Origin of the sequence: Edaphobacter bradus, assembly GCF_025685645.1 — a bacterium.
Lineage (GTDB): Bacteria > Acidobacteriota > Terriglobia > Terriglobales > Acidobacteriaceae > Edaphobacter > Edaphobacter bradus.
The window spans coordinates 658,465-670,525 of the sequence record NZ_JAGSYF010000001.1 but is presented as its reverse complement, the minus strand read 5'-3'; the positions used below and the strand labels follow the sequence as shown (position 1 = coordinate 670,525).

Annotated in this window: 11 protein-coding genes; 2 read left to right on the top strand and 9 right to left on the bottom strand. The window is 56.1% G+C overall.

Going from position 1 to position 12,061, the window contains the following annotated elements:
* Nucleotides 1–129 precede the first annotated feature (129 nt).
* The 3 genes from OHL16_RS02720 to OHL16_RS02710 all read right to left on the bottom strand — a co-directional run bounded on the left by OHL16_RS02720 (nucleotide 130) and on the right by OHL16_RS02710 (nucleotide 5,769).
* Complete coding sequence (locus OHL16_RS02720; RefSeq protein ID WP_263365529.1) at nucleotides 130–2,046, bottom strand: sigma-54-dependent Fis family transcriptional regulator; 1,917 nt, start codon at nucleotides 2,044–2,046, stop codon at nucleotides 130–132.
* A gap of 805 nt (nucleotides 2,047–2,851) precedes the next feature.
* Entirely contained in the window at nucleotides 2,852–4,429 is a 1,578-nt protein-coding gene (locus OHL16_RS02715) for a DHA2 family efflux MFS transporter permease subunit (protein WP_263366220.1), read from the bottom strand.
* Between the two features lie 32 nt (nucleotides 4,430–4,461).
* Complete coding sequence (locus OHL16_RS02710; protein WP_263365528.1) at nucleotides 4,462–5,769, bottom strand: HlyD family secretion protein; 1,308 nt, start codon at nucleotides 5,767–5,769, stop codon at nucleotides 4,462–4,464.
* Nucleotides 5,770–5,924: 155 nt separating this feature from the next.
* Between OHL16_RS02710 and OHL16_RS02705 the strand changes: the two genes are divergently transcribed.
* Nucleotides 5,925–6,575: a TetR/AcrR family transcriptional regulator gene (locus OHL16_RS02705; protein ID WP_263365527.1), complete on the top strand. Its 651-nt coding sequence runs from the start codon at nucleotides 5,925–5,927 to the stop codon at nucleotides 6,573–6,575.
* Between the two features lie 376 nt (nucleotides 6,576–6,951).
* Here the strand turns inward: OHL16_RS02705 and OHL16_RS02700 are convergent, their stop codons facing one another.
* From OHL16_RS02700 to OHL16_RS02675, 6 genes are all read right to left on the bottom strand, one after another.
* The gene (locus tag OHL16_RS02700; protein ID WP_263365526.1) at nucleotides 6,952–7,503 is read right to left on the bottom strand and encodes a peroxiredoxin-like family protein; all 552 of its coding nucleotides are present in this window, start codon (nucleotides 7,501–7,503) and stop codon (nucleotides 6,952–6,954) included.
* A 214-nt stretch (nucleotides 7,504–7,717) separates the two neighbouring features.
* Nucleotides 7,718–8,140 (bottom strand): ester cyclase, encoded by a 423-nt coding sequence (locus OHL16_RS02695; RefSeq protein ID WP_263365525.1) that lies wholly within the window; start codon nucleotides 8,138–8,140, stop codon nucleotides 7,718–7,720.
* A gap of 33 nt (nucleotides 8,141–8,173) precedes the next feature.
* Complete coding sequence (locus tag OHL16_RS02690; RefSeq protein ID WP_263365524.1) at nucleotides 8,174–8,920, bottom strand: SDR family NAD(P)-dependent oxidoreductase; 747 nt, start codon at nucleotides 8,918–8,920, stop codon at nucleotides 8,174–8,176.
* The gene (locus OHL16_RS02685) at nucleotides 8,901–9,413 is read right to left on the bottom strand and encodes an oxidoreductase (RefSeq protein ID WP_263365523.1); all 513 of its coding nucleotides are present in this window, start codon (nucleotides 9,411–9,413) and stop codon (nucleotides 8,901–8,903) included. The genes OHL16_RS02690 and OHL16_RS02685 overlap by 20 nt, the downstream gene beginning before the upstream one ends.
* A gap of 15 nt (nucleotides 9,414–9,428) precedes the next feature.
* Complete coding sequence (locus OHL16_RS02680) at nucleotides 9,429–10,112, bottom strand: peroxiredoxin-like family protein (RefSeq protein WP_263365522.1); 684 nt, start codon at nucleotides 10,110–10,112, stop codon at nucleotides 9,429–9,431.
* A 57-nt stretch (nucleotides 10,113–10,169) separates the two neighbouring features.
* Nucleotides 10,170–10,730: a carboxymuconolactone decarboxylase family protein gene (locus OHL16_RS02675; RefSeq protein ID WP_263365521.1), complete on the bottom strand. Its 561-nt coding sequence runs from the start codon at nucleotides 10,728–10,730 to the stop codon at nucleotides 10,170–10,172.
* A 115-nt stretch (nucleotides 10,731–10,845) separates the two neighbouring features.
* On the opposite strand from OHL16_RS02675, the gene OHL16_RS02670 reads away from it, so the two are divergent.
* Entirely contained in the window at nucleotides 10,846–11,778 is a 933-nt protein-coding gene (locus OHL16_RS02670; protein ID WP_263365520.1) for a LysR family transcriptional regulator, read from the top strand.
* Nucleotides 11,779–12,061: the final 283 nt, after the last annotated feature.

Sequence of the window (12,061 nt, the reverse complement as noted above, 5' to 3'; positions counted from 1 at the left end):
CGTAAGTGACTGAATCGTCGAGTTGTATGTGCTACAAAAACAGGCCGAACTATCAGCATTCGCTGAAATTGCCGAAAAAATCGGCACGGCCGGGTTGGTTGAAATTTAGAGGAGATGAGAAAAGAGGGACTACGATTTCTTAAAACGGTAGCGATTAATACCCAGCTTACTGATCTTCGATTCCAGGGTCTGACGGGGGAGGCCTAACTTCGCAGCCGCACCGGCGGGACCAGAGATCACGCCCTTCGTTTCGCGCAGCGCATTTCCGATCATCGTCTTCTCCCGCTGAGCGAGGTCGGCAGCGAAGGGATGCCTCGCTTTCGAAACGGCAACAGTCTTTGGGAACCAACTTGCATCGACGCGAAATGTTTCACCATCGCAAACAATCACAGCCCGCTCGATTACGTTCTGTAGTTCGCGCACATTGCCGGGCCAGCTATAGCTCTTGAATAGCTGCAGCGTCTGCTTGTTGATGCTGCGAATTCGTTTGCCAGCTTTCTTTGCGTAGCGATCGACGAAATACTCAACTAGTAACGGAATGTCATCGGTGCGGTCACGAAGCGGCGGGACACAGATAGGAAACACATTCAGGCGATAAAAGAGGTCCTTGCGGAAGCCACCCTCATCTATAGCCGCATTCAAATCTCTGTTTGTCGCCGCCAACACCCGCACGTCAACGTGTATTGACCGATTTCCACCAACGCGTTCGAATTCCTGTTCTTGCAGAACCCGAAGGAGCGAAATCTGCGTCTCCTGCGGAAGTTCCCCAACCTCGTCGAGGAAAATCGTTCCGCCATCGGCCGATTCGAAGCGGCCGAGCCGTCTCTGTAACGCTCCCGTAAATGCGCCCTTTTCGTGGCCAAACAATTCGGAAGCGATCAGCGAGGGCGGAATCGCGGCACAGTTGACGCAAATGAAGGCGCGATTCGCGCGCCTCGAGCGGTTGTGGATCGCGCGCGCAATCAATTCCTTGCCGGTTCCCGTCTCGCCTTGAATCAGCACAGTGGAATCGGTCGGCGCAACGCGGGAAATCTGCGCCTCCATATTGCCCATTGCCTTCGACGATCCGACAATCTCTTCGAACATCGAAGATTTGACAATATCCTCTCGCAATGCGACGGTTTCATTTCGCATGCGATCTTCGGCCTGTTTGCGATCTTCGATGTCGGTCGCCGTTGCGAACCACCGGACGATATCTCCGGCTTCATTGAGTACCGGATTGTAGCGAAAAAGGAACCAGCGAAACTGACCATCTTTACCCAGCAGCCGCTTTTCCGTCTCGAACGGCATTCCCCTTGAAAGGCCCGCGCTTCGTTCGTTTTGAACTCTCTCTAGATCGTCTGGGTGAATGTCTCTGGTGATCCTCTCCCGGGTTCCCGCGCCTTTCATTTCTTCCAGGGTGAAGCCCTTGTAGTCAAGCATCGTCTTGTTTGCTTGAAGCAAGGTGCCATCCTTGTCTAGCACAAGCACATGCTGAGGGAGGAAATCTATGAGTTGCCGCAGTTCGCGTTCTTCCTGCCGAAGTTTATTTTCAGCCTGCTTACGATGCTCGATGTCCGTGCCCGTCGCGTACCAGCGAATGACCTTTCCTCCCTCATCGAGTAAAGGGTTGTATCGGATCAGAAACCACCGATATTTGCCGTCTTTCCCTCGAGCGCGCTGCTCGTTTTCGAACGGAACCGAGCCAGAGAGACCTTTCTGTCGCTCTTCTCGAAGTCTCTGAATGTCTTCTGGATGGAACACGCGATCCCGGAAGTTATCGGAGCGCACTTCGTCCAGAGACAGCCCCGTGTACTCAAGTGCCACGCGATTTGCGTAAATGGCCGTGCCGTCGGGATTCAAAACGATGATGGTTTGTGAAATAAGATCGACGATCCGCCTCAGTTCATCTACGTCTTGACAAAGATTGGCCTCGGAGTGCTCGAAAACATCAGTATCGGTCGCGGTTACTGCGCCCTGAGGGGACGTGCTATGCGCGGGAAAGGAGGCAGGGCTCGCCATATCATGCTTTTGCTGCGGATCCGCGTGCTGCGCGCTTGCCAACATTTTGCGAGTCCCGGTGCTGCATATTTTACTCATATAAGAGTGGAAACCCAAGAGATCCGAGTTGAGGGATTTCGCAGGTGTGCTGAAGTATTCGCCCGAAGCAGAGGGTTCTCGGGGCCGACGACTCTGACCCAGTTTGGGTTGCCATTCGTTGCGGCAATCCGAAAGTAATATCCAAGGTCGGGTCAATGTTGATAAGTCTTTGGGTTGTATCTGAAGTGCCCACATGACACTTCGTCCTGTTGGGTCCCGGCTGTTGGATGGGCGCGCTATTCCTGGCTTTCGTCGAAGTCGGCCAGATTTCAAGCAACCTGGAGGCAGTCTGGAACTCAATCGGCGATATCAGACGTGGCTGTTGAAAAACTCAGATGCGGAAGAAGTCCCCAATAACGTCGCGTCAGGATGCCCTACAAACGATTTGTAGCGAGCGACTGACCATTTATCATCTCCCGAGATCACGCTGTTCTTGTGAATATCTAGTTTTTCAACAGCCACAGACCAAAGCACTCATCGAAACGGCCTCTTGTAATTGGCGGCATTCGGATACCGTCGCTGACACCGCCGTAATACCGTTAGTTGTAGATCAGATTTTGCGGCAACATAAAATCGCGTGGACTTGGCGGCCGAAGCTGACTTTACCGCGTGCAGGGCACTCTTCCCAACGCCATCGTGTCCGGCCAACAGGAAGGAACCAATTGGTCGATCACGCAAAGCATCCGCACCTTGCCCGCACAATATTCCGCGCGGGCAAGACATGCATTCGAACAGCGCAGCCGCCTGTCGTGTCTGTTTATTGTCGTGATGCTTAGTGAACCGCGGCTTTTGTTCCTTTCGGTGGCCGCTTCATGAGAAAAACCAGGGGAACCATGCAGGCGCAGATGATACAGAGCGATTGCAGGATGTCGATATAACTCAACACACTGGCCTGTACTTGTACAGATTGATAGAGGCTCAGCATTGCTTTGGTGTGAGCATCGGTCAGAGCGGCGGTGCGGGTCAGGAATTGCTGGCTGAGCGCTCGCGCCTGTTGGATGTAGGCCTGGCTGCCCCCGTGAACATGCTGCACCAGATATTGCTGGTGTACCTGCTGATGGCGAGCCAGCATCGTGGTGAAGAATGACGTTCCAGCAGAGCCGCCGATGTTGCGTGCAAGATTCGAGAGGCCGGAGACGTCATTGTTCTTGCCGGGAGGAACTCCCACATAGATCAGGGTATTAATGGGCACGAATAAAAAGGGCAGGCCGATTGACTGAAGAAAGCGCAGCTTGGCCGCATACGCGAAGCTCATCTGCAGGTCAAGACTGGTCATATAGAACAGCGCGAGTGCGATACTGCTGAACCCGAATATGATGAGGTATCGTCCATCAAGTTTCGAGATCAGGATCCCTACGATAGGCATGCATATGATCGTCGCCAGACCTCCGCTGGACATGGCGAAGCCGGAGAGTTCCGCCGTATAGCCCATGAGCGTTTGAAGGAGCTGGGGCAGAAGGACTGTCGTCGCGTATAGCGTAAAGCCGAGCACGAACATCATCAGGAAGGAGACACTGAAGTTTCGAGAAGCGAATAACTTCAGGTCCAGGACCGGGCGGTTCTTGCCTTGCGCTTGACGCAACTCCCAGATGATCAGAACAATCAGGCCGACGATAGCAAGCATCGTAAAGGCGACGATGAAGTTAGACCCAAACCAGTCGTCTTCCTGCCCCTTGTCCATGACCACTTCGAGGGAACCAAAGGTAAGGGCTACAAGACCGAAGCCGATCCAGTCGAGCCGGAACCCTCCTCGTTTGGCTTCTTCGACCTCCTTCTTGATTTTTGGAGTGTCCTCGACAAGGCGATGCGTCAGAAACAGTGACAGGACGGCAATGGGGATATTGATGAAAAAGATCCAGCGCCAATCGTAGTTGTCCGTGATCCACCCTCCCAGCGAAGGACCGACAATGGGTGCGGTGATAACTGCCAGACCGTAGACTGCGAAGGCTTGGCCACGTTTTTCCGGTGGAAAGGTATCAGCCAGAATGGATTGCTCAGAAGGTTGCAGTCCGCCTCCTCCGAGCCCCTGAAGCACGCGAAAGAACAACAGCATGGGTAGTGATGGAGCCAGGCCGCACAACAGCGAACTCACTCCAAAGATGACAACGCACGTCATATAGAACTTCTTGCGGCCAATGATGCTGCCCAGATAAGCCCCTATGGGCAGTACGACTGCGTTGGCCACGAGGTACGAGGTCAGGACCCAGGTGGACTCGTCCGCCGATGCGCCGAGGGAACCTGCGATGTGTGGCAGTGCAACGTTGGCGATGGAAGTGTCCAGTACCTCCATGATGGTTGCCAGGGTGACTGTAACTGCGATGATCCACGGGTTCACCTTAGGCCGTTGCATCGCCTGCGGTGCGGCAAGTGTCGTTGCAGCGCTCATCGTACCCTCACCTTCGGATCTACCGACAGTCCGGGCTCCAGCAGTCCGTCAGCATTGAAGACCTGCCGAGGCGAGCGATCGAAGTCGATGCGTACCGGAATACGCTGGACGACCTTGACGTAGTTTCCCGTCGCGTTCTCGGGTGGCAATAGGCTGAAGACCGAGCCCGCGCCGCCGCCCATGTTGGTGACGTGACCTTTCCAGGTACGGCCGTAGGCGTCCACTTTGATCTCGACCGGCTGCCCCGGGCGCATGTGAGCAAGTTGCGTTTCCTTGAAATTGGCTGTGACCCAGATGTCGTCGAGCGGCACAACCTGGAATAACTCCTGCCCTACTCCAACGTTCTGGCCCACTTCGACGGACTTGCGTCCTACGATTCCATCCACTGGAGAGCGGACGATCGTGTAGCTGAGGTTCAGGTCGGCCTGGGCAAGCTGCGCCGCTCGCTCCTTCACCGTCGCTTCGGCAGCATCCGCCTTATCACGCGCGACCGAGACCTGCTGAGGCGCGGTCTGAGCGTTGCGCAACGCCGCTTGCGCCTGAAGGAGCTTGCCTTGCGCCTGGCGGAGCGCCTGTTGCGCTGACTGTACCTGCGCAATGGCTGCAACGACCGCAGCGCGATTGGCCTTTGCAGACGCGTTAGCCTGGTCAAACTGCTGCTGCGAGATAACTTGTTCCGCGACGAGCTGCTGATAACGGATCAGGTCCGCGTCGGTTTTGGTTGAATTCGCCTCGGCCTGTTGCTCATTCGCTCGCGCCGCGTCGAGATTCCGTTCAGCCGCACTGACTCCAGCTTCTGCGTTCGTAACTTCTGTGGTCGATGAATCGAGACTGCTCCACGCAGTGGCAGAGCTGATTGGCACGCTCGAATGAGAGCTAGCGGCTGTCGCCTCTGCGTCCAGCAGAAAGGCCCTGGCTTGGTCGTCAGCCACTTTGTAGTCATTTGGATCGATCACAGCCAGCACTTCGTCGGCACTCACTCGCTGGCCCTGAACGACATTCACCTTCTGAATCTGTCCTGTGATACGCGAACTCAAGGGCATGATGTGCCCATCTACCTGCGCATCATCGGTGTCCTGGTAGAGATACGCGTCCCGAGCGAAGTAGCCGGTGGCCGTGAGGATCACGACAAGAGCCACCGCCGCGAAGATGATCTTCCTTCTGTGAGCCGGGCGCGACGGGCGGGATTCGCGCGTGGGTTCGGGTGTTTCCGCTGCGGGTTCGGGAACTGGTTCCGGTGACGCCCCCTCCTCTTCGAGCACTGCGGACATGCTGGTGACGGTGTTTCGATGCTTGCTTGACATTACTAACCTCCGACCAGGCATTCTCAATCAGAATAAACGATACCATGTGGTACGGTACTGATAGTCATAAGATGTGAATGTCATGCGAGAAGTCGCAAGAAGAAAGGAAAATTAGAATGGGAAGCGATAGTGTCGTAGGTTCGGAGGCTATTTTTATGAAAGCAAAGGAGCACAAGCCTCACCCCATCCGGGCCAGGCTGGATGAAGAGCGCTTGACCGAGCTGCTTGACGTGGCTGCGGAGATCTTTATCTCCGAGGGCTTTTCGGCAGCCAGCACGAACGAAATCGCGCGGCGGGCCAATTCGTCGAAGACCACCTTCTACTCCCGGTTTCCTACGAAGGAGCAGTTGTTCCTGGCAGTGATCGACCGGCGAATTAATGGCATCTTTCAGCAGGTTGCCGCCACGCTGCCTGAGGAGCCTCCCTTAGATGAGACTCTGCGGAAGTTTGGCTCGACCCTGATTCGACTGGCGATGTCGAACGAACAGATTGCGCTGTTTCGGGTGGTCAGCATGGAAGCGGCCACGTTCCCTGAATTGGGGAAGCACTTTTACGAACTTGGACCTAAGCGCGGCGAAGAAACATTGGCCGCATATTTCACGAAGCAGGTGGAGAAGAGGCGGCTATTGAATGAGGATACCCGCCAGATGGCCCAGCACTTCCTCAGCCTAGTCACAGGTGGCCCGGTGCGTTGGTTTGTGCTCGGATTCGATCCTATTTCTATGTCGAAGAATGCAATCCATAAGCATCTTGACTCTGCAGTGCTGATGTTTATGAGGGCTTACCAGCGTTCTCCAGCCAAGTAGGTTACGAAACCGATTTGGTGCACCCGTCTTCCCCTAGACAGTTTCGCACAATCAGCTTCCAGCACTTCCGCAGTTTGGTTCTAAGAATTACATCAGCCTCAACAGAGCGAGATCAAGACGGCTAAAACGGTTGCAAGGCGTCGGCTGACATAGGGAGTGTAGGCCTAGTCAGGGAGAACTCGACTCTTCGACTCGCGGCGTTCACGTGGTACGCCATCAGCGTTTTGCACGGCTCCGTGTAAGCGGTGCGATAAAGATGCGATTGGGGACCGATAAGGATTCCGCTTGAGCCGATTCAAACAGGCTTCTCATCTACATTCCTTGTGCGCTTTCCTGGGTGGATCATTGACGACTCGCTCTGAAGTAAAGCCTGTTCTTAAGTAGCCTTACTCGCGGCCTCTGGTTTCGAATCTCGGAGGAAATCGAGAAGCGCCTCCACAGGCCATTGATCGTAGGCGTGCTTGCCGTAGTGTGCGGCTTTGATTCGGCCGTCAGGAGCGACCAGGAACTCGGCTGGCAAACCGAGCGCACCGCCAGTCATCTTCGCTCCCATTCGCCCGCGCAAAATACTGGAGAAGGCGGCTTTGGTTGCAGCCCAACTGATATATCTCCAGGACGACTCAACTCCGAACTGGCGATAGTAGCGCTTCTCGCGGTCGCCTACAGCGTCAAAGGGAAGATCGTTGTGAAAATCTGCCACGTCCTCCTGTGATGAGTGGAAGAACAACACTTCGTGTATCCCAGCGGCGTCAAGCTCGGCTTTATTCCTGCGAAGTGCCGCGATGTGAGCATTGCAAATGGGGCACCCGGAAAATCGCCGAAATTGAATGTGCGTATAGCGTGCGCCGGCGACGGGAATCACCAAGCGTGTCCCTTTGGAGGTAAAAACACTGAGTTGAGGAAAGGTATCTCCGGCCCTGAACTTCATCGATTGGCTTCCTTTCTTTGCGGAACTTCACGCTTCGTACAGAAACGCCGCGTCCATTTCCACGGGACTTCTGCATGGTGTTAACTCGCCTCAGCTGATTTGATACGCGACCATACGGTATCGTACGGGTTGTAGATGCTCTCTTTCTCCTAGGTAAGCGATTATGTCGATGAAGACGTAGCTGATACCAGCGCCGCGGTCGATTGCCACGGTGCTAGCTGGAACTTGGCTTGGAAGCCCGCAATACGGCGTAGACCTCGAAGGCATTACGCTCGACCCAGTTGTGCTCCAGAAGACCATTCTGGCTGACAGCCCATACCGCGGTTCCCGTCATCTCGAAATACACGTTATTGGCCTGCGTGCCCAAGAAACCGTTGTTGCGCCCGGTGATCTTCCACCGGGACGCAACACGGCTCCCGTCCTGGTTTTGAAAAGTCTCGATGCTCTCGAATTGGAGGTCGTGGATACGCGCTTGAAAAGCGATGACCCAGGCTTTGAATGCTTCGCGTCCGACAATGTCCCGGCCTCCACTCGTGATGACGAAGTCCTTCCCCACCATCTGATCGATAGCTTCTGGATTTTGTGGCTGCTGCCACACCTCCCTCCAAAACCTCTCTACGATTGCAATGCTATCCATCTTTGCTCTCCTCGACTTCCGTCTTAAACGGCCTTACTGCAGGCCGCCTCCGACACGGATCGCCTCGCCTGTCACCCACGCCGCATCATCGGAAGCAAGAAAGACGGCAACACGCGCGATGTCATCCGGCTCACCGAGCCGACCGAGCGGCGTATTCGCGGCGAGTTGCTTGCCAACCGTATCCTCAAAGCCTTCGATCTTCTGGATGCCAGGCGTGCGGGTGACGCCGGGAAGAATGGAGTTGACGCGGATCTTGCGGGCACCAAGCTCGCGGGCAGCAACTTTGGTGATGGTATCCACCGCAGCTTTGGTAGCCGAGTAGATGGCCGATGCTGGTCCCGGATTCAGGGCATACACCGAGCTGAGATTGATGATGCTGCCGCCTTCGGGCATAACTTTGATAGCACGCTGGATCGTGAGCAAAGGGCCGAGCACATTGATGTTGAACTCGCGATGGAACTCCTCTTCCTGGAACGTCTCGATGGAATCGAACTGGAAGACACCCGCATTGTTGACCAGGATATCTAGGTGCCCATACTCGGTCTGCGCCTTCGCGAAGAGTTGGTCCACGTCAGCAGCTTTGGACATATCGCCCTGTACAGCGATCGCCTTGCCGCCAGCCGCGATGATCTGTTCTACCACTTGATCTGCAGCTTCGCGACTGCTTGAGTAGTTAACGACCACTGCCGCGCCCGCTGCGGCGAGGGCGGTAGAGATCCCAGCTCCAATACCCTTGGAACCACCTGTAACGATAGCCACTTTACCGTTCAACTTCGACATACTCTTTCTCCTGTACCGCGCTTTGGCGATTGGCGGCTTCCTGTTGTTCGAGCGAGGGATAGTCCGTGTAGCCTTTCGTCTCGCGCGTGTAGAAGGTGCTGCGATCATATACATTCAACTTCGCGTCCAAAGCAATGCGGCGCGGCAGATCGGGATTGGCGATGAAGAGCCGGCCGAATGCGACCGCCTCGGCATCGCCGCGCTCAAGCAACGATTCAGCATCTGCAGGCTTATAGCCTCCGGCCGCGATCAGCCGCATCTCGCCCGTGATCAGCCGACGAAAGCGGTCCGGCCCGAGATCGAGGCCGTATGGCGATACCGGTGTGGCTTCCGTGATGATGAGCCCCGCCGATGCGTGCCGACGGTAGTATTCGACGTTCATCTCACGAGGCACATTGCGTTCGCCGGCTCGCGTGCGCGTGAGCGGAGCCATGACCACGCGGTTGCGCAGCACGTATGGTCCGAGTGAAAGCGGCGAGAGCAGCTTGTTCATGGTCTTCACCGTTCCTTAACTGCGCTGGCTTAACTCGCGCAGTTTGTCGAGCACAATCTCCGGATCGAGGCGGCGCGTATAGTCCGCATCCACATAGGCAAGCTGAATCACGCCATGCTGATCCAGCACAAACGTTGCTGGGATCGGCAGCTGGGACGCGCCCACCTTGCCGTTCTTCTCCAGCAAACCGTGCTGGAAACCTTCGTAGGTTTCAAGCAGATCGGCAGGCAGCGTGAACACGATGCCGAAGCGTCGTGCCACCGTGTTTCCGACATCGCTCAACACCGGAAATTCGAGCGCATTCTTCTCTGCCGTCGTCAGCGAGTTATCAGGAAGCTGCGGCGAGATGGCCACGAGGGACGCGCCTAGCTGCTGAATCTCCCGCAACACCCGCTGCAGGCCGCGCAGTTCGATGTTGCAGTAGGGGCACCAGCCTCCGCGATAGAAGGCCACCACGACTGGCCCGTGTTCGAGCAGTTGCTGGAGGCGCACAGGCGAGCCATGCGCATCCATCAGGATGAAGTCGCTCACGCGATCACCTGGTTTCAGGGCACGGGAGGCCTGTCCGCTATGGACAAGCGCCTCCGTGGCCCGGTCCATGATTGCGAGCTTGTCCGCCGGGATCACCCGATTGCGATAGTGATCGCGCGCCTCGTCCAGCTCGCTCGTCGTTTGCAGTACCTGAGTTTGAGTTGCCATCGAACACCTTTCCCTGGGTGCGTTGTTTCGTAGCGGTTCCGCGCGGGGCGGAGGCTCTTACCGAGCCTCTGCCGCAAACGCCTGGTCGATCGTTGCTGGGGAAAGATGGTCGAGGTAGTTCGAAACCGTCTTGAGCGCAACGCCGAGCAGCAGCTCCATCACCTGCGGCTTCTGATAGCCAACGGCAAGGAAGGCATCGACCGTTTCGGGCGAAGCGAAACCGCGCTTGCGGACGATCTCACGGACGAGATTCACCAGGGCGTTCAGCTTCTGATCCGCCAACGGCTTGCCATCGCGAATCGCGGCGATCGTCTCGGCTGGAGCGTGCAGGAAGTTCTTGGCGATGGTCGCGTGAGCGGCCGAGCAATAAGCACAGCTGTTCTCTTCGCTTGCCGCAAGCAGAATGACCTGACGCTCAACAGGAGTGAAGGTGCCCTTCTCGAATGCGCCGTCCAACGCGAGATATCCCTGAAGAACGGCGGGGCTGTTCGCAAAGGTAGCCATCAGGTTCGGAATAAAGCCGAAGGCCTTCTGGATGTTTTCCAGTATAGGCTTTGAGGCCTCGGGAGCGGCGGCAATGGTCAAGGGTTGGAACAGGGTTTTGGTAGCGATCGTCATATCTGTAATCTCCTTAAGCTCGGCTCATCACCGTCAGCTACACACATAGATACAGCGGCCATTTGATATGATTCGTAGTAGTTTACGATCACCTTGATAAGGAGCCACGTTCACCTTGGAGCTGCGTCACTTTCGCTACTTCACATCGGTCGTCCAGTGGAATGGATATCGCGAGGCGGCACGCCAGCGGCACGTTGCTCAACCGGCTCTCAGTCAGGCTGTCGCCGAACTTGAAGAGGAGCTGGGATTGAAGCTCTTCCTCCGTGAGAAACGCCGCGCAAGACTCACACCTGAAGGAGAGGTCTTCTACAAGGAAGCTGTCCGAGTTCTCCAGCAGGTCGAGGAAGCCGTCGAGTCCGCTCGCCGCGCTGCGCGTGGAGAGATCGGTGTCCTCCGTATTGGTTTTCTCGGTTCCGCTACCGCATCGTTCCTGCCTGGACTCATTCGCCTCTACCGCGAGCGCTATCCCGGCGTGAAGTTGGTCCTCGATGAATTGACCCCGGTGCAGCAGGACGACGCCTTCGCGCGTGGTGAGCTTGATCTAGGCTTCACTCGCCCGCTCTCAAACGAGCAGGCGGCACTCTTGGATTCGCGGACAATCTATAGGGAGCCCTTGCTCGTTGCCATGCCGGAACGCATGGCTCCACGGAAGCAAACTGTCGATCTGAAGACTTTGGAGCAGGTGCCGCTGGTGCTGTTTCATAGACGCGGCGCTCCCGGGCTCTTCGACAGCATCACCGCATTATGCCGTGAAGCTGGGTTTATTCCCCGAGTGGAGCATGAGCCGAACCTCATGCAAACGGTGCTGTCGCTTGTGGCCTCAGAGGCGGGGGCAACGATCGTCCCTGCCTGCGTGCGCAATCTGCGCGCCGATGGAGTTGCGTTCCGACGTATTACTCCGGATCACATTCGGATTGAGCTCGTTGCTGCGTGGTCCCAAAACAGTCAGTCCGTGGTTCTGCAATCGTTCCTAGACTTAGTACAGAGTGAAGCTGCCAACATTCGCGCCAAGACAGCAGCTCATATGCCAAGGACACGTAAGCATTAGGAGTATCGATTCCCACATTCCCGACGCACCGGCGGCGGGAGATATCCTTGTTTCAGACCGGGCTTAGCCAGCCTTTGACCAGATCCGAGCTGCCTTTCCCGCAAGGGGCTTGGGTCTACATTGCCACGCGACCATAGAGCAAACGTGTCCAACGGTCCGATAGAAAAACCTGGAGTTCGTAACACGACCCCATCAGGAACAAAGTCTCTTGCAGAAGATGGAAGGAACATAATTCCCACTCGGGCCCTTGTGAGGTTGACCCCGGTCTGAAAATGTTACGGGA

Excerpts from the sequence above, each read along its gene's own strand:
- OHL16_RS02720 (WP_263365529.1), bottom strand. The coding sequence starts at position 2,046 with ATGTTGGCAAGCGCGCAGCACGCGGATCCGCAGCAAAAGCATGATATG.
- OHL16_RS02715 (WP_263366220.1), bottom strand. The coding sequence starts at position 4,429 with ATGCAACGGCCTAAGGTGAACCCGTGGATCATCGCAGTTACAGTCACC.
- OHL16_RS02710 (WP_263365528.1), bottom strand. The coding sequence starts at position 5,769 with ATGTCAAGCAAGCATCGAAACACCGTCACCAGCATGTCCGCAGTGCTC.
- OHL16_RS02705 (WP_263365527.1), top strand. The coding sequence starts at position 5,925 with ATGAAAGCAAAGGAGCACAAGCCTCACCCCATCCGGGCCAGGCTGGAT.
- OHL16_RS02700 (WP_263365526.1), bottom strand. The coding sequence starts at position 7,503 with ATGAAGTTCAGGGCCGGAGATACCTTTCCTCAACTCAGTGTTTTTACC.
- OHL16_RS02695 (WP_263365525.1), bottom strand. The coding sequence starts at position 8,140 with ATGGATAGCATTGCAATCGTAGAGAGGTTTTGGAGGGAGGTGTGGCAG.
- OHL16_RS02690 (WP_263365524.1), bottom strand. The coding sequence starts at position 8,920 with ATGTCGAAGTTGAACGGTAAAGTGGCTATCGTTACAGGTGGTTCCAAG.
- OHL16_RS02685 (WP_263365523.1), bottom strand. The coding sequence starts at position 9,413 with ATGAACAAGCTGCTCTCGCCGCTTTCACTCGGACCATACGTGCTGCGC.
- OHL16_RS02680 (WP_263365522.1), bottom strand. The coding sequence starts at position 10,112 with ATGGCAACTCAAACTCAGGTACTGCAAACGACGAGCGAGCTGGACGAG.
- OHL16_RS02675 (WP_263365521.1), bottom strand. The coding sequence starts at position 10,730 with ATGACGATCGCTACCAAAACCCTGTTCCAACCCTTGACCATTGCCGCC.